16 protein-coding genes are annotated in these 16,736 nt (G+C 33.0%); 3 read left to right on the top strand and 13 right to left on the bottom strand.

Features of this window, described 5'->3' with window-relative positions; translation table 11 throughout:
• The first annotated feature begins 79 nt into the window (after positions 1–79).
• Positions 80–1,708 carry a carboxyl transferase domain-containing protein gene (locus HB672_RS09850; protein ID WP_167611711.1) on the top strand — a complete coding sequence of 543 codons (1,629 nt, stop codon included), beginning with the start codon at positions 80–82 and terminating at the stop codon, positions 1,706–1,708.
• Here HB672_RS09850 and HB672_RS09845 read toward each other — a convergent pair.
• From HB672_RS09845 to HB672_RS09810, 8 genes are all read right to left on the bottom strand, one after another.
• Positions 1,705–3,042, bottom strand: coding sequence for a M24 family metallopeptidase (locus HB672_RS09845; protein ID WP_167611708.1), 1,338 nt, complete (start codon positions 3,040–3,042; stop codon positions 1,705–1,707). The two genes, HB672_RS09850 and HB672_RS09845, sit on opposite strands and share 4 nt — an antisense overlap.
• Positions 3,043–3,165: 123 nt before the next feature.
• Positions 3,166–5,232: a VWA domain-containing protein gene (locus HB672_RS09840; protein ID WP_167611705.1), complete on the bottom strand. Its 2,067-nt coding sequence runs from the start codon at positions 5,230–5,232 to the stop codon at positions 3,166–3,168.
• A 95-nt stretch (positions 5,233–5,327) separates the two neighbouring features.
• Entirely contained in the window at positions 5,328–6,428 is a 1,101-nt protein-coding gene (locus HB672_RS09835; RefSeq protein ID WP_167611703.1) for an AMP-binding protein, read from the bottom strand.
• Between the two features lie 63 nt (positions 6,429–6,491).
• Entirely contained in the window at positions 6,492–7,460 is a 969-nt protein-coding gene (locus tag HB672_RS09830) for a CPBP family intramembrane glutamic endopeptidase (RefSeq protein WP_167611700.1), read from the bottom strand.
• A gap of 3 nt (positions 7,461–7,463) precedes the next feature.
• The gene (locus tag HB672_RS09825) at positions 7,464–8,498 is read right to left on the bottom strand and encodes an o-succinylbenzoate synthase (protein ID WP_167611697.1); all 1,035 of its coding nucleotides are present in this window, start codon (positions 8,496–8,498) and stop codon (positions 7,464–7,466) included.
• A complete protein-coding gene (locus tag HB672_RS09820) occupies positions 8,499–9,176 on the bottom strand; it encodes a metal-dependent hydrolase (RefSeq protein WP_167611694.1) in 678 nt (225 codons plus the stop codon).
• A 48-nt stretch (positions 9,177–9,224) separates the two neighbouring features.
• A complete protein-coding gene (gene menA, locus HB672_RS09815) occupies positions 9,225–10,136 on the bottom strand; it encodes a 1,4-dihydroxy-2-naphthoate octaprenyltransferase (RefSeq protein ID WP_167611691.1) in 912 nt (303 codons plus the stop codon).
• Positions 10,137–10,148: 12 nt separating this feature from the next.
• Positions 10,149–10,988 carry a 1,4-dihydroxy-2-naphthoyl-CoA synthase gene (locus HB672_RS09810; protein ID WP_167611688.1) on the bottom strand — a complete coding sequence of 280 codons (840 nt, stop codon included), beginning with the start codon at positions 10,986–10,988 and terminating at the stop codon, positions 10,149–10,151.
• A gap of 100 nt (positions 10,989–11,088) precedes the next feature.
• Between HB672_RS09810 and HB672_RS09805 the strand changes: the two genes are divergently transcribed.
• Positions 11,089–11,493, top strand: coding sequence for a hypothetical protein (locus HB672_RS09805; RefSeq protein ID WP_167611685.1), 405 nt, complete (start codon positions 11,089–11,091; stop codon positions 11,491–11,493).
• 138 nt (positions 11,494–11,631) lie between these two features.
• A complete protein-coding gene (locus HB672_RS09800) occupies positions 11,632–12,060 on the top strand; it encodes a hypothetical protein (protein ID WP_167611682.1) in 429 nt (142 codons plus the stop codon).
• Here the strand turns inward: HB672_RS09800 and HB672_RS09795 are convergent.
• The 5 genes from HB672_RS09795 to HB672_RS09775 all read right to left on the bottom strand — a co-directional run bounded on the left by HB672_RS09795 (position 12,049) and on the right by HB672_RS09775 (position 16,732).
• The gene (locus HB672_RS09795) at positions 12,049–12,882 is read right to left on the bottom strand and encodes a S1-like domain-containing RNA-binding protein (protein ID WP_167611679.1); all 834 of its coding nucleotides are present in this window, start codon (positions 12,880–12,882) and stop codon (positions 12,049–12,051) included. The two genes, HB672_RS09800 and HB672_RS09795, sit on opposite strands and share 12 nt — an antisense overlap.
• A 106-nt stretch (positions 12,883–12,988) precedes the next feature.
• Positions 12,989–13,327 carry a DUF2853 family protein gene (locus HB672_RS09790; RefSeq protein ID WP_167611676.1) on the bottom strand — a complete coding sequence of 113 codons (339 nt, stop codon included), beginning with the start codon at positions 13,325–13,327 and terminating at the stop codon, positions 12,989–12,991.
• Positions 13,328–13,402: 75 nt separating this feature from the next.
• Positions 13,403–15,148 carry a 2-succinyl-5-enolpyruvyl-6-hydroxy-3-cyclohexene-1-carboxylic-acid synthase gene (menD, locus tag HB672_RS09785; RefSeq protein WP_167611673.1) on the bottom strand — a complete coding sequence of 582 codons (1,746 nt, stop codon included), beginning with the start codon at positions 15,146–15,148 and terminating at the stop codon, positions 13,403–13,405.
• Between the two features lie 32 nt (positions 15,149–15,180).
• On the bottom strand, positions 15,181–16,302 hold the full coding sequence (locus HB672_RS09780; RefSeq protein ID WP_167611670.1) for a chorismate-binding protein: 1,122 nt from the start codon (positions 16,300–16,302) through the stop codon (positions 15,181–15,183).
• 4 nt (positions 16,303–16,306) lie between these two features.
• Positions 16,307–16,732, bottom strand: coding sequence for a PaaI family thioesterase (locus HB672_RS09775; RefSeq protein ID WP_167611667.1), 426 nt, complete (start codon positions 16,730–16,732; stop codon positions 16,307–16,309).
• Positions 16,733–16,736: the final 4 nt, after the last annotated feature.

Here is a 16,736-nt window from a genome sequence, read left to right as displayed (position 1 = left end):
TCCATGTAATATATAAATACAAATTCAATCTTTTATAGCAACTCGTTCTTTTGTACTTTAGCATCAAACAAAAGAATTAATGGACATCAACTTCAATAAAAATGAAGATCATAATAAACTTTTAGTATCAGATTTAACGAAGCGATTTGCTCAAGTGAAGCTTGGAGGTGGTAAAAATCGTATAGAAAAACATCATGCTAAAGGTAAAATGACAGCACGCGAACGTATTGATTACCTTTTAGATACTAAATCAAAAAGTATTGAGATTGGAGCATTTGCAGGGGATAATATGTATGAAGAACATGGTGGCTGTCCTTCTGGAGGTGTTGTAATTAAAATTGGTTATGTAAAAGGCAAACAATGTATTGTAGTAGCCAACGATGCAACAGTTAAAGCTGGTGCTTGGTTTCCAATTACTGGAAAAAAGAACTTACGTGCTCAGGAAATTGCTATAGAAAACAAATTGCCAATTATTTATTTAGTTGATTCGGCTGGTGTGTATTTACCAATGCAAGACGAGATTTTTCCTGATAAAGAACATTTTGGACGCATTTTCAGGAATAATGCTGTGATGAGCAGTATGGGAATAACCCAAATCGCTGCAGTTATGGGAAATTGTGTTGCTGGAGGCGCTTACTTGCCTATTATGAGTGATGAAGCTTTGATAGTTGATAAAACTGGTAGTATTTTCTTGGCTGGAAGTTATTTAGTAAAAGCAGCCATAGGTGAAACCATCGATAACGAAACACTTGGTGGTGCTACGACACACTGTGAGATTAGTGGTGTAACCGATTATAAAGCTAAAGATGATAAAGATGCTTTAGATACCATTAAGAACATTATTGACAAAATTGGTGATTACGATAAAGCTGGGTTTAATAGAACTAAAGCTGAGTTACCAAAAGAAACACAAGAAGACATCTATGGTTTACTGCCTAAAAGTCGTGCAGACCAATATGACATGTACGACATCATAAAGCGTTTGGTTGATAATTCAGAATACGATGAATATAAAGCTGGCTATGGAAAAACCATTATCACAGCTTATGCAAGAATTGATGGTTGGGCAGTTGGTATTGTTGCTAATCAACGAAAATTAGTAAAAACCAAACAAGGTGAAATGCAATTTGGTGGCGTAATTTATAATGATAGTGCCGATAAGGCAACGCGCTTTATTGCCAATTGCAATCAGAAGAAAATTCCGTTGGTGTTTTTACAAGATGTTACAGGTTTTATGGTTGGTAGTAAAAGTGAACATGGAGGTATTATAAAAGATGGTGCTAAAATGGTAAATGCGGTAAGTAATAGTGTCGTTCCAAAATTCACAATTATTATTGGAAACAGTTATGGTGCTGGAAATTATGCCATGTGTGGAAAGGCCTACGACCCAAGATTGATTATTGCTTGGCCAAGTGCCGAATTAGCTGTAATGAGTGGAAACTCAGCAGCTAAAGTACTGTTGCAAATTGAAACTGCTTCATTAAAGAAAAAGGGAGAAAAAATCACCCCAGAAAAAGAAGAAGAACTCTTTAATAAAATAAAAGATAGATACGACAACCAAGTATCACCTTATTATGCAGCTGCACGACTTTGGACAGACGCAGTAATTAACCCATTAGATACTAGAACTTGGATTAGTATGGGAATTGAGGCTGCGAACCACGCTCCTATTGAGAAAAAGTTTAATTTGGGAGTTATACAAGTTTAATTCCCTTGATGATCTTTAACTCTCGGAATAGTCAATAACTTAGTTTGTCGTCCGTTTACGTACCTAAAACCATCTTTACCAAAAAAACCAGCTTCCTCGAACATGATACGAATATCACGTTTCCATTCTGGAATATTCACTGTGGTGTTTAGTTCAATAGCGTAAACGGTATTTATATGCAAAGGATAATCACCATTTACAGGAACCCCTCCTTGAGCATCCCACATACCTAATGTGGTTCCAGATGAGTGCCCATAACTTCCTAATGGGTGTGTATAAATAGATGGTCGCAACCCTTCTGCTTTAGCCTCTTCAAGTGACTTTAACAGAATTTGATTTCCTGTAGCACCTTCTACAAAATTATTTGTGAATATATCTTGAACTCTATTCCCTTCAGCAAAAGCATCCGATAAAAACTTTGGTGGTGCTTTTTCTTCTGGTTTTAATACATACGCCAATTCTTGACAGTCAGTATTTAAACGCAGATAAGTGATTCCGAAATCACAATGCAATAAATCTCCTGGTAAAATCACCATTTTTCCTGGTCTATCGGAAAAGGAATATAAATGGCCTTCTAATTCCTCACTGGTTCGTTGCACATCAACACTTGGGTGAAACCATGTTTCTAGACCTAATTGCGTTACTTTGTCACGCATCCACCACTCTACGTCTGTCGTGGTTGTAATCCCTGGAGTAATCACTTTTTCCGAAAATGCTTCTGCAATAATATCATGTGTAATATCTACCAACTGATTAAAAATAACCATTTCACGTTCTGTTCTGGTTTCTATCCAACCTGTGGCTAATGGTTGTGCCGAAGTCACTCTTTTTTCAAACTTTTTTGGTAAGTAGGACATGAACTCATCATAATCAGTTTTATCTAAACCATCAGCTATATTAAAATGCTTAGAATAGTTGAGTCCTATTTTATTAGGATTACGTTCTTCAATGAGCTGCATGAGACGTTTCCATTGGTTTGGTTCTTTTTCTTTATTCCATGCCGAAATGATATTTTCGCCAAAATTATATCTAGCAACTGCGAGTTTTTCAATGGTATTTCTTGCTTTATCTCTATAAAATAGAATAATTGTTCGTCTGCGTGCATTTAACCAAGTAGCAGGAAGCATCGTTCTCAACACAGGATCTTCATTATATTCTCTTGATATTAGAATCCACATATCTATTCCTGTTCTATCCATTAATTGAGGCAACAGATTATTGAATCTATCAGCTAATATTTCATCGACTACCCTAGCTCTTTCACGTTCTGGCAGAATACGTTGTGCATTAATTTGAAGAGTAATTAAAAAAACAATGAAGCATACTTTTCTCATATTGGTAATCTTGGTTGGTTAGGATATAAAAATATAGAAATTAATTGACATCAAAAAAGAGGAGCACCTTTTAAATGCTCCTCAATTATCAAGTCCAAACTAAACTACTTATGAACCAACCAATCATTGACTTGATGTTTTGTAATTCATAGTCTTAACGAGTCTTACAAACTCAGCTCTATAGCCATCTTTATCATCTCCTTTAGATTTTTTAGCAAGAGTAAGTACGTCATCAATACTAGAATCATTTAAGTATTGAGATTTTCTTAAATGCATACCAAACAAAGCCACTGAAGATGCAAATTTTAAATCTTCAGAAGATTCAGTAACCTCATCTTTTAATGTGTGAATCATTTCTATACTCTTATCTTCACTAGGCTTTTTATATCTGAATTTTACAGTTAAAAACTCATCCGAAAAACTATTGGTATTAACTGATTTTGTGTATTTTAAATCATCTACATCTTTTAGATACTCACTTTCAACACCAACTGGAATTATTTCATAAAGTGCAGTTACAGTGTGTCCACTACCTAATTCACCAGCATCTTTAGTGTCATCAATAAAATCTTCGTCATTTAAAAGGCGGTTTTCATAACCAATTAATCTGTATGCTTTTACTTTAGTAGGATTAAATTCTACTTGAATTTTCACATCCTTAGCAATGGTATATAAAGTGCCTCCAAATTCTTTACCAAATACTTTTTGAGCTTCTTGCATAGTATCAATAAAAGCATGGTTTCCGTTGCCTTTATCTGCTAATGTTTCTAATTTTGAGTCTTTGTAATTACCATAACCAAATCCTAAAACTGACAGGTATACTCCAGATTTTCTTTTTTCTTCTATAAGCTTCTCCATAGCTTTGTTGCTTGATTTTCCAACATTAAAATCGCCATCTGTAGCTAATATCACTCTATTATTTCCCTTTCGCTTATAATTTTGCTGAGCTAATTTATAAGCTAATTCAATTCCTGCACCACCAGCGGTAGAGCCTCCAGCTTCTAAATGTTCTAGTGCACTTAATATTTTTTCTTTATGCGCTCCAGAGGTTGGTTTTAAAACTACTCCTGCTGCTCCAGCATACACCACAATAGATACTCTGTCCTGCTCTCTCAATTGGTTCACCAATAGTTTAAATGCCGATTTTAGTAATGGCAACTTGTTATCTGAACTCATTGAACCAGAAACATCTATTAAAAATGTAAGATTAGACGGTGGTAATTCTTCATTCAAATAAGTTTTTCCTTGTAAACCAATTTTTACGATTTTAGTATTGCTATTCCATGGTGTAACTGCTGCTTCAGTGTTAATTGAAAATGGATGATTACCTGTAGGTTGTGGATAATTATAATCGAAATAATTAACCATTTCTTCAATCTTTACAGCGTCGAAAGGTATTCTTTGACCATTATTAATCATCCTTCTAATATTGCTATAAGATGCTTTATCCACATCTATCGAAAAGGTTGACAATGGCGTTAAAGTGGTTCTTTTAAAACTGTTTTCGTCAATTTGAGCATACGTCTCTTGGTTTTCAATTCTATAATTACCCTGTTTGGTTGTAATAACAATACACCCATTTTTTGCAGACTGTCCAAAAACTGCCTTTGCCTTAGCGTCTTTATAAACATTTATGTGGTCTATGTCTTGAGAGTCAATATTCTTGATAATTGAATTATAATGTGCTTGAATTGGCACACCATCAACAATATATAATGGTTGATCTTTTGAAGTATTTGCTACTGTCCCCCTTATTTGTACACCAGCTACTTTCCCTTGAAGCGCCTGAGTTATACTATTATGATATGCTTTTTGTTTTTGACGTTTAAGCTGTGCTTTGGTTGGTTTATAACTAACTCTTGAATATCCATAACCCATAACAACAACTTCTTCTAAAAGAGCAGCATCTTCTTCCATAGTTACATTAATAGTATTTGAAGTCCCTACCGTTTGTTCTGAGGTTTTTAAGCCTACATAAGTAAACACCAAAACATCTCCAACATTAGTTAGTATTTCATAGTTACCATCAAAGTCAGATTGTGTTCCTGTAGTTGCTCCTTTAATCATAATATTAACTCCTGGAAGTGGTATTCCAGATTGGTCAGATACATTTCCTTTAATCATTCTTTGTTGCGCAATACTAGACATTGTTATAAATGCCGTTAGTATTAATGTAGTAAGTGTTTTCATCTTGTCTCGGTTTTAAAGTTTATATAAAACTATAGTCAATTAGTAATATTTAAAACCAAGAATGAGTGAAGTGGTACTTTGAGTGAGTGAACTCCTTATTGTAATAATTCTAGCGTTTGCTTACGTTGTAGTTTTCCTGAATTTGTCCTAGCAAATTGAGGGATGCAAAATATCTGTTTTGGAATTTCGTAGACATCAAGATTTGGGAGTTTTTTTATGATTTCGGCAATGTGTTCAACATAACAAGAGCCTTCAACAACTAAAATTAAACACTCACCTAGTGAATCATCTTTTTTAGAGGCAATAAAAAAGGACGCTTCAATAACTTGAGCTAATTTCTCTTCTATTTGTTCAGGAAATAATTTTATACCACCAGAATTAATGACGTTATCAATACGACCAAGCAGTTTAAAACTGTTCTTAGAACACAGTTCAATAATATCGTTAGTCACTACTGGAACATCTGTTAATTGAGGTGCATTTATTACAAGACATTCCCTATCATCTTTTGATATGCTAATATTTGGGAGTATCTCAAACGTTTCATCATCAGGTTGTTTTGCTTTGCTTCCTCGCAATGACGAAAAATTGTTTAATTTCTTAACAGCAATATGCGTAATGGTTTCGGTCATACCGTAAGTTGCATATATATTGCAGTTGGTTTCTTGAATTTTATTTTGGAGCTTGTTTGATACAGCTACGCCTCCAACAATAAGGGTTTTTATATCACGTAATTGATTAATCGAATTCTGTAATTGCAAAGGCACCATTGCACAGAAATCATAAGGCATATCAACAAATAAAAGTGGTTGTGAATTTGGCTCTACAATGTCCAGTTCTAACCCTAAAATTAAAGCTCTTACCAACATCATTTTTCCTGCAATAAATCCTGTAGGCAAACAATGTAATGCTGTATTTCCTGGTGCTAGACCAAAATAATCGCCAGTCGCTAGAGCCGAATGCACCATAGACTGTTTTTTTAAAGCCAATAATTTAGGGCTTCCAGTAGAGCCAGAAGTTGTTACAGAGATGGCATCCTTATCATTTAACCAATCCAATAAAAAATCGCCAATCACTTTTTGATATGGCAGACCTTCTTTAATAAAGTCACAAGCAACTTCCTTTAAGGTGCTTTGGTAGTAATGCTCACCATTTAATTTGAATTTGTTATGGATTTTATCGAAACTTGGAATCATTCTAAAAGCAATTTCAATCAGAAAAATTATATCACCCTCTCTATTAAAATAAGTTACTAATTTTTAAATATCTTCCCCTAAAACCTTATAATCCTCTTCTGGAGGTTCAACTACTGGTCCAAATAATTTTTCTTTCCAATTGTTCCACTTATACACCCTTGCAAAAATTAAAAGCAGTATTGGAAACAAAATAAATACAGGCGCAAATACATCAATAAACCCAGCTTCAGTTGGGTCGGAGATATCCTTAAAAACAGAGTTTGTTTGAAACGCTGTCCAGTCTGCCGTGACCAATAAAGCCGTAAATAAATTATTGGCTGCATGAAAACCAAGAGCTAACTCTAGTCCATCATCCATAAGTGTCATAATCCCTAAAAACAGACCTGTACCTATGTAATATACTAACAAGATATATCCCAGTTTTTCAATTTCTGGGTTAGCAATATGAAGTAAACCAAATACCACAGAAGTAAATAACAATGGAACCCATTTATTTTTTACTAAAGCACCAATACCTTGCATCAAATAACCTCTAAACAGATATTCTTCAAAGCTTGTTTGTAAAGGCACCAATAAAATAGCAATGATGCACAACACTAAAAATTTGCCTAGATTAAAGTTAAGTTCGTAGCCTTCTGGACTTACAAAATAATCCATAAGTATCATTCCTGAAGATATAATTCCCCAAAACAAAAAAGCAAACCAAAAACGTTTCCAATCTATTTTTTCTCTAGATGTGGTAAGCATTTTAAAAGACTGCTTATGCAAAAATTTAACAACTAATAGCAAACAAATAAGTCCGCCAACAAAAGGTAATAATATAAATACCAAGTTTAGATTAGGCTCAAACAAACTTAAAAGATAATTCATATCTTCAAACTTTGCTTGATCAGCGGTACCATCAAAAACCTTCATCATTAACGCTATTAAATGTGGCATCGAAAAAACACCAACACCAACAATAGCTCCCATTACACCAATAATATAACGCCACCAATCGTGTTCAACTTTAAAAACTTGTGATATATACATACTCTATAGGTTTACGTTCCAATGTCTATTTTGTTCGTGTTGCAATGTACCATTTTTTACTATTAATGGCGAATCAAAATTATTAGTAAACAAACCTCCTGTACCTAAGCCTTGGTACATCTTAGTGTTTAAACTATAAGTCCATTGCGCAATGGCGTTTAAGCCAATATTGCTTTCTAAAGCGCTTGTAATCCACCAATCAATATGTTGCTCTTTTGCAAGTGTTATCCATTCTTCACTGCCTTTATAACCTCCAACTAAACTTGGTTTTAAAATAATGCATTGCGGATTTATAGTTTGCAATAATTTCTGCTTCTTTGTTAAAGAAAGCACACCAATTAATTCTTCGTCTAAAGCTATTGGCAAAGGTGTACTTTCACAGAGTCTAGCCATTTCTTCAAATTGCCCTTGTTTAATTGGCTGTTCGATGGAGTGTAATTCCAATTCTGATAATTGTTTTAGCTTGTCTAAAGCTGTTTCTGGTAAAAAAGCACCATTAGCATCAACACGAAGTTCAATATCGTTAACGCTAAATTCTTTTCTAATAGATTTTAATAATTCAAGTTCTGTTTTAAAATCTATAGCTCCAATTTTTAACTTGATGCATTTAAAGCCTTGTTGAATCTTGTCTTTAATTTGTTGACTCATAAAAGCCTTGTCTCCCATCCAAACTAAACCATTAATAGGTATAGCATCTTCTCCTCTAGTAAAAGCTGATGGAAATAAGGTGAATTTATCATCCTTTTCTAAGGAACGAAAAGCTACTTCCAATCCAAATTGAATGGAAGGGAATTCGACTAGTTCATTCAATAAAACATTTAATCCTAGATGAATGTTTAGACAGGTCCATTTTAGTATCTCTTCATAATTAGGAGTATCGTCAACACTCAAGCCTCTTAAAATACCACATTCGCCTATTCCAGTTTTACCATCATTTTCTAAAATAATAAACCAAGTTTCTTTTTGAGTTAATACACCGCGAGAGGTACCACTAGGTCGTTTGAAATCTAATATATACTTTTTGTAGGATGCTTTCATTTATAGCTCTAAAGACTCACCTATTTCAAGAAGCATTAAGTCCTTGTCATTTTCAAAAAATTTACGCTTAGCGTTTTCATGGTCAATTTCTATATACCCAAACGTATCAAAATGATAACCTAAAATTTTATCACATTCTACAAAATCTGCAGCCATAAGCGCATCATCTATTCCCATGGTAAAATTATCTCCTATAGGCAAAATAGCAAGGTCTAATTTTGTTTGCAGTGGAATTAGCTTCATATCGTAAGTCAAGGCTGTATCGCCAGCAATGTATATGTTTTTGTGCTCGCCTTCAATAACAAAGCCTCCTGGTTGTCCTCCATAACTGCCATCTGGAAACGATGATGTGTGAATAGCATTTACGTATTTAAGTTTACCGAATTCAAAATCCCAATTACCACCATGATTCATTGGGTGACCTTCCAACCCTTTATTTTGATAATGTGTTACTATTTCGTAGTTAGAAACAATAACCGCTTCAGTACGCTTTGCAATAGCCTCAACATCTAGAATATGATCTTGATGTGCATGAGTTAGCAAAATATAATCGGCTTCTAAAGTATCTACATTAATATGTGACGCTTTAGGGTTTCCAGAAATAAATGGATCTACTAAAATGGTGATATCTCCAATACTAATTTGAAGACTTGCGTGACCTAGAAATGTGATTTTCATAAAGGATTTTTTTCTATTATACTAAAAATGAAAATACAAAAAATCTACTTAAAGAATATTAATTATTTGACCAATTCCTAACAAGATTGCTAACAAAAATGCAGACAATACCAATACTTTTAACTGTGGGTCTAAATCTTTAGGATTCTTAACTTTTAATACTGCTTTAAGGTGTATTATTAATGGAATAAATGCAATTACAAAAATAAAATTAACAACAGACCTATAATACAAAACACCAAATAGCAAACTTAAAACAATAGCTCCAACAACTAGAATTGCATGATATGTCTTTGCTTTTTTAAGCCCCAATTTAACGGCCACGGTAATTTTATTTGCAGATGTATCAGACTCAATATCACGCATATTATTTAGGTTTAAAACACCTGTACTTAACAAGCCAATGGCACAAGCAGGCAGAAATAGTACATGATCTAATTGCTTAGCATATAAAAAATAAGTACCTATCACACTTAAAAGCCCGAAAAAAATAAACACAACAATATCTCCTAAACCACGATAACCATAAGCTGAATCACCAATTGTGTACTTAATAGCAGCAAAAACGCTTATAATTCCTAGTACAAAAAAGAGCATTGCATATAAAAAATGTTGTGATCCAAAAGAAGTGTAAACTGTTAAAAAAACAAATAATATAACTATTAGAATATTAATTCTAATTGCCGAAAACATTTCGTCAGGAGTTATTTTACCACTTTGTAATGCACGCTCTGGTCCAATGCGCTCATCGTTATCTGTTCCCTTAACTCCATCACCATAATCATTAGCTAAGTTTGATAACACTTGTAAGCTAATAGTCGCCAATAATGTTAAAATGAAAATAGTTACATTAAAGAACCCATTATAATACGCTATACAAGCACTAATAATAATCCCAGATACCGAAAGAGGTAAAGTTCTTAATCTAAAAGCCGAAATCCATAATTTAATTTTCTCCATTAACAACTAGATTTAAGGAATCCATTTTTTATTAAAATTTGGTTTACGTTTTTCTAAGAATGCATCACGACCTTCTTTAGCTTCATCGGTCATGTAGGCTAAACGTGTCGCTTCTCCAGCAAATACTTGCTGTCCAACCATTCCATCGTCCGTGAGATTCATAGCAAACTTTAGCATTTTTATGGATGTTGGTGATTTAGCCAAAATTTCTTGAGCCCACTCATACGCTATATCTTCTAATTCTTCATGAGGAATTACTGCATTTACCATTCCCATATCAAAGGCTTCTTGAGCAGAATAATTTCTCCCCAAGAAAAAGATTTCACGTGCTTTTTTCTGTCCAACCATTTTTGCTAAATAGGCACTACCGTAACCTCCATCGAAGCTTGTAACATCTGCGTCTGTTTGTTTGAAAATCGCATGCTCTTTACTCGCCAATGTTAAATCACAAACAACATGCAAGCTATGTCCACCACCAACTGCCCAACCTGAAACTACAGCAATAACTGCTTTAGGCATAAAACGAATTAAACGTTGTACTTCCAATATATTTAAGCGATGGTAACCATCTTCACCAACATACCCTTGATGTCCTCTGGCTTTTTGGTCGCCTCCACTGCAGAACGAATAAACTCCATCTTTTGATGAAGGACCTTCAGCACTTAAAAGTACAACACCAATAGATGTGTCTTCATTAGCATCATAAAAGGCATCATATAATTCGCTTGTCGTTTTTGGACGAAAAGCATTACGAACATTTGGTCTGTTAAATGCTATTCTAGCTACACCATTAGATTTTTTATAGGTAATATCTTCATATTCTTTTACTACCTTCCAATTTATTGTATTCATTTCTTGTAATTATATAGTGTAAAAATACATATTAAAATAGGTTTATTGAATAAGCCATCTTTTTTTTCTTAACTTTATGTAACTTATTAAATCCCTCTTAATGACTATCAAAGAAACTCCTTTGGCTAGTAGTGCTATTTCTACTATTAAAACAAAATTTGGCAACCTATATTTCTTCGAAAACTTTCTTATAACAGAAATTTTTGAAGGCATGATTGTTGGTGAAAAAGAGTTTTTAAAAATTTTCGATTTGTGTTCTGATAATTTTGGATCAAATAAGCCTTTTGGAATTGTTAGCCATAGGTTATACCCTTATTCAGTAAATTTGTTTGAATTGATTCCTATTTCAGATAAATTCGATTCTGTAGTTGCTAATGCAGTCGTAGCATATACTGATCTTTCTGTTAAAAATTTTGAACTAGAAAAGCGCCTTTTGAATTTTAAAGGTAAGTTTTTTAATAATATAGATTCTGCTATTACTTGGGTTAAAAAGGAAGTGAATTAAAACTTTCTAAAGTTTAAAAATCTAATACTCCAAAACCCTAGTGTAACTTCTTGGTTTTGCTCTTTTTGTGACTTTAATATAAATATTGTGTCTTAAAATGGGTTTCACCCAACCAATTAAAAAAATTAAGTAAAAGTTATGACTGTAGAAAAATCTAATGTTGCAAATCTAATTGTAAAGCAAACACAAACTGAGGTTGGAACTCTACACTTTTTTGAGCATATAGCTGTTGTAGAATTTAATGAAGGAACTCATATAGACTTAATTTCAGTAGGAAAAACACTTAGTGATATTCTTACGTACTTTGGTGACTCGAAACCATTTGGTATAATAGCTAACAGAGTTAATTCATACTCTATTTCTTTATTAGATATAAAAGATGCTAGACAAGCATTACCAAATTTAGCAGCGTATGGAATAGTAAGCTACAATAGTGCTAGTCGAATGAGTGCTGAGATAGAAAGTAGTTTTTGCTATTGGGAAGATATTTGTTTTGACAATTTATATCAAGGATTAGAGGTAGTTTATAAGAGAGTTAAAAACAAAGCAAATATCTCACTCAACTAATCTTATTCCATCGTCTTCAATAGTAATAATTCGTTGTTTATAAAGTGTTCCAACAGCTTTTTTAAAGCTTTTTTTACTCATTTGAAGTGCTTCTTTAATATCTTCAGGTGACGATTTATCGGTTAAGTTTAAAAAGCCACTATTGTCTTCTAACTCATTTAAAATTGCTTCAGCGTTTGGCTCTATATTTCTATAACCTATTTGTCCTAATGCAATATCCAACTTGTTATCGGGGCGTATTTTTTTAACGATACCTTTTAATCTATCGCCAACACTCAAATCTTTAAAAATATCATCATTAAATATTAACCCGAGATGTTTTTTATTAACGATTACATTCATACCAATTTCTGAAGGATGTGACACAATAAGATCCACTTCTTCAAATTGGCTAACGGTTAACTCTTTATTATCTAAAAAATGATTGGTTTTACTTGAAGCTACCAACCTATTAGTTTCTTCGTCTAAATAGCAGTGTACCAAATACCAACCACCTTTTTTCATTTTAAATGCTTGCTCTTTGAATGGGCAAAACAGCTCTTTTACCATACCCCAATCCAAAAAAGCGCCATGACTAGTAACATCGTTACAACGCAATAGCGCAAAGTCACCCTTTGTAATATATGGCCTGTCGGTAACAGCCACCAATCGTTCATCATTATCTAAATACACAAAAACTTCGAGCTTATCCCAAATTTTAAACTCCTTAGGAACATATCTGTTAGGTAAAAGCACTTCATCACCTTCTTCATCGCTTAAAAACAGTCCTGGTTCCTTTTCTCTAAGAATTGTTAGTGTGTTATATTCTCCAATGTTTATCATAGTGCAAATGTAAGGATATTAATAGCAGAAATAAAAAAGCGCCACAACTAATTGTGACGCTTTAAATAATGGTTAAGCTCATATCTTATAAGCTTATATTTTTTATTTAATAAGCAGATTCTTTACCGAAATGTTTTGTTAACATATAGTAAACTACAGCTCTATATTTGTTTCTGTTTGAGCGTCCATAAGTGTCCATAACTTTATCTATAGCTTTATCTAAATCTGCACTATCCTTCAAGCCTAATTTTTTAATCAAGAAGTTGTTTTTCACTGTTGCTAATTCTGATGCATCTGATCCAGATACAGTTGCAGCATCAGCATTGTAAATAGATGGTCCACAACCAATAGTTACTTTGGTTAATAAATCCATGTCAGGTTTCATACCACACTTGTCTTTTAAATCTGCTGCATACTTTGCAATAAGTTCGTCTCTTTTACTCATAATTACATTGTTTTTTAAAATTAATTATACTAACTACCAATATGACACTAAAATACAAAAAAAGTCACTGAAGATTTAAACTAATGCTTTAAAATAATTCAATAAAATTTGATCGTTATTCTCCCTTGGAGTAAAAATTTCAAGCAACTTGGGAGTTCTATCTACATCATAAAAATTTTGGAGTTCATTTTTAAGATTCATCATACTATTAGCCTCTTGATATGCAATATTATACATTGCACACAATTGTTTTGCTGTTAAGTTATGTTTGGTTTCAAAATACGTGTCAAAATTATCGGTGTTTTTGTGTCCTGGAAGGATTCTAAAGATACCTCCTCCTCCATTATTAATAAGTATAATTCTGAAATTATTTGGAATATAATTATTCCACAACGCATTGCTATCATAAAAGAAACTTAAATCTCCAGTAATTAAAATAGTTTGTTCTTTAGAAGCTACAGCTGCACCAATTGCTGTTGAGGTACTTCCGTCTATTCCACTAGTACCTCTATTACAATAGACTTGTAAATTCTTATTAGTATTAAAAAGCTGCATATATCTTATGGCTGAACTATTTCCAGAATGAACAATTGCGTTATTTGGAAGCGATTGCAACACTTTTTCGAAAACTTTTAAATCGGAATGCTCACAATTTTCAAGATACTTTTCATGCTCTACTTTTCTATACGCTTTTACTTTACTCCAATAAGGTTTGTATACACTTTCCATATGCCTTACATCAGATAAAAACTGATTAAAAAACTGATTTACAGAGTATTTAAAATGATTACTTAAACTAAAGAATGTGTCATTAGCTTTTGTTTCGTCTATATGCCAATGCTGCTTTGGTTGGTGTTTTCTAAGAAAAGCTTTTACTTTTTTTGACACTATTAAGCCTCCAAAAGTTAATAATATTTCTGGTTGTAATTTCTCAAAATCAGCATTTTCAAGAGGAGCAATTATCTTATCAATGCTTGGAAAAAATTCATCGTGATATAAATTTGATGTTGTTTCGGTAAATACAATCACACTGTCATCATTGGCTAAAAACTCTAAAATCTTTTTATCAATAGCGTTTGGTGCATTAACGCCTACGAGCACCATTTTTTTTGATGCTTTATTCCATGATTGAGCATAAGAAGATAAATCCTCTTTATGACTAACAAAATTTGGTTGAGCAGGCTTAACAGTTACAGAAAACTCATCAACCATATCATATAAGGGCTCATTAAAGGGTGCATTAATATGTACTGGTCCTCTATTGATGATGGCAGAATTAATCGCGCTATTAATTTCGTCAACGTTAAACTCAGCTAAGTCTTTTTGAAGTCCTAGAAATCGATCTACTTTATTTTCTAGGTTTTTAATAATAGTTGGCTCATCTATTGAACTATTATTATCTATAATAATATCTTCTTTAAGATTTGCTTCGTACAAAATATGATTTTGATAAACACCTTTTTGATTAATAGTTTGCCCATCACCAATACCGACTAAATGGTTTGGTCTATCTGCCGAAATCACTACTAATGGAATGCTACTATAGTAGGCTTCAGCTATTGCTGGATAATAATTTAACATCGCACTACCAGAAGTACAGACCAGAGCAACAGGTTCTTGTAATTGCTGGGCAATACCCAATGCAAAAAAAGCAGCACAACGCTCGTCAACGATACTGTAACAAGAAAAATACTCATGATTAGAAAACCCAATAGTTAATGGAGCGTTTCGGCTACCTGGAGAAATAACGATATGCTTCATCTTTTTAGCTATACAAAGCTGAATAATGGTTTGTGCTAAAGGAATTTTTGGTAGTTTCATTGAATACACAAAGTTATTTATAATACTTCATTTTATGAAACTATAACGCTTTTAATCGTATTGGTTTTATTAACAGTTTCAAGCCATTCATTTTCTGGAATGGAGTCTTTAGTAATTCCACCTCCTACATATAAAATAGCTTTAGAATCCTGTAATTGCATGCATCTAAGATTTACAAACAAATTGGTTGAGCGCTTATTAAATGCATAGGCAGCATTCTCAATATTTCTGCGTCCAGAACGTGGTTTAACTTTTGTTTCTTTATTTAGTTCTCCTAAAAATCCAGAATAAAACTCACGGTTATAATGCTCGTTATCTAAAATAAACTGCATAGCATCAATTTTAGGCAAACCACAAACTGCTGGTGTTGGATGTAATTTTAAAATAAGTTTTTGAATACTTTTTGAGTGATCCATCAACTCTCCAGTGATATCTGTTTTTAAATGCAAGAGTCTTCCTGCTTTTACGGTTTGCACATCAGATAATTCTACATCTTTAATATGCTCTTGCAAAGCCTTTTCAACATAGTCAGAAACCAATTTTTGTTCCTCAATTTCTTTAGTATTCCAACTAACATCTAGTGTACCAACATAATCCTGTGTACCTGCTAAAGCCATAGTAGAAAATCTGTTACTCTCTATACTCAATAAGGTTTCTGGTGTTGCGCCTAGCCATAACCCTACTTTTGGGTGATACCAACAATAGACAAATGCCGAATTATAATTGTTTAATAAGGTTTTAAAAACTTTTAAAATATCTAAAGGAGACTTTAACTTTAAAATTTCTTTTCTCGAAAGCACTACTTTTTCAAGATTACCCTCATTAATTGTCTCCACTCCTTTTTCTACCAGGTGTAAGTGATGTTGTTTATTGTTTTCAGTTTCAAAAGACATTGGTTCATATTCATCGATACTTAAGTCTTCTGTTGTTAAGAGCATTCTCGATTTACTGTAAGGCAACAAAATAGCATCTTTTCTAATATCAAAAGGTGCAAATACAAAACCAGTTTCAGTAAAATCTTCAATTTTATAGAGTGTTTCGTCTTTTTGCAAAACGGCTTTAATCTCAAACGTGTTTGGCAAACTATAAGCTACAAATGGCAGATTTTTGTCATAATGCTTATTAATGTAACCTAAAAAATCCTTTGAAGTCATCAAGTTATTTAGATTTTGGTATTGCTACTGTAGTTAATTTACACAGTGATATTAAATTTTCATCATCATCCGTAATTTTAACTTCTAACAATTGTGTTGTTCTTCCTTTATGAATAAATGATGCTTTGGCATATACATGACCCTCTTTAACACTTTTTATATGGTTGGCTGAAATCTCAATACCACGAACAAACACATTTTTTAAATCTAAAAACATATGAGCTGCAAAACTCCCTGTTGTTTCTGCTAATGCTACAGTTGCACCACCATGAAGTACCCCATCTGGCTGATAAACTCTAGAATTTACTGGCATTTTTGCAATGACAAAATCATCGCCAAAATCAATAAACTCAATATTTAAAGTCTCCATAAGGGTGTTTTTGCAAATAGAATTTGCCTGTGCGATTGCATCTTGTTTAGATAATTGCATATAA

This window comes from Gaetbulibacter sp. S0825 (genome assembly GCF_011777505.1).
In the GTDB taxonomy this organism is placed as follows: Bacteria; Bacteroidota; Bacteroidia; order Flavobacteriales; family Flavobacteriaceae; genus Pontimicrobium.
Note: the sequence above shows the minus strand (reverse complement) of the source record. Positions and strands in the feature narration are given on the sequence as shown.

Excerpts from the sequence above, each read along its gene's own strand:
- HB672_RS09780 (WP_167611670.1), bottom strand. The coding sequence starts at position 16,302 with ATGACTTCAAAGGATTTTTTAGGTTACATTAATAAGCATTATGACAAA.
- HB672_RS09800 (WP_167611682.1), top strand. The coding sequence starts at position 11,632 with ATGACTGTAGAAAAATCTAATGTTGCAAATCTAATTGTAAAGCAAACA.
- HB672_RS09825 (WP_167611697.1), bottom strand. The coding sequence starts at position 8,498 with ATGAAAGCATCCTACAAAAAGTATATATTAGATTTCAAACGACCTAGT.
- menD (WP_167611673.1), bottom strand. The coding sequence starts at position 15,148 with ATGAAACTACCAAAAATTCCTTTAGCACAAACCATTATTCAGCTTTGT.
- HB672_RS09840 (WP_167611705.1), bottom strand. The coding sequence starts at position 5,232 with ATGAAAACACTTACTACATTAATACTAACGGCATTTATAACAATGTCT.
- HB672_RS09835 (WP_167611703.1), bottom strand. The coding sequence starts at position 6,428 with ATGATTCCAAGTTTCGATAAAATCCATAACAAATTCAAATTAAATGGT.
- HB672_RS09820 (WP_167611694.1), bottom strand. The coding sequence starts at position 9,176 with ATGAAAATCACATTTCTAGGTCACGCAAGTCTTCAAATTAGTATTGGA.
- HB672_RS09850 (WP_167611711.1), top strand. The coding sequence starts at position 80 with ATGGACATCAACTTCAATAAAAATGAAGATCATAATAAACTTTTAGTA.
- HB672_RS09845 (WP_167611708.1), bottom strand. The coding sequence starts at position 3,042 with ATGAGAAAAGTATGCTTCATTGTTTTTTTAATTACTCTTCAAATTAAT.
- HB672_RS09830 (WP_167611700.1), bottom strand. The coding sequence starts at position 7,460 with ATGTATATATCACAAGTTTTTAAAGTTGAACACGATTGGTGGCGTTAT.
- HB672_RS09775 (WP_167611667.1), bottom strand. The coding sequence starts at position 16,732 with ATGCAATTATCTAAACAAGATGCAATCGCACAGGCAAATTCTATTTGC.
- HB672_RS09805 (WP_167611685.1), top strand. The coding sequence starts at position 11,089 with ATGACTATCAAAGAAACTCCTTTGGCTAGTAGTGCTATTTCTACTATT.
- HB672_RS09795 (WP_167611679.1), bottom strand. The coding sequence starts at position 12,882 with ATGATAAACATTGGAGAATATAACACACTAACAATTCTTAGAGAAAAG.
- HB672_RS09810 (WP_167611688.1), bottom strand. The coding sequence starts at position 10,988 with ATGAATACAATAAATTGGAAGGTAGTAAAAGAATATGAAGATATTACC.
- HB672_RS09790 (WP_167611676.1), bottom strand. The coding sequence starts at position 13,327 with ATGAGTAAAAGAGACGAACTTATTGCAAAGTATGCAGCAGATTTAAAA.
- menA (WP_167611691.1), bottom strand. The coding sequence starts at position 10,136 with ATGGAGAAAATTAAATTATGGATTTCGGCTTTTAGATTAAGAACTTTA.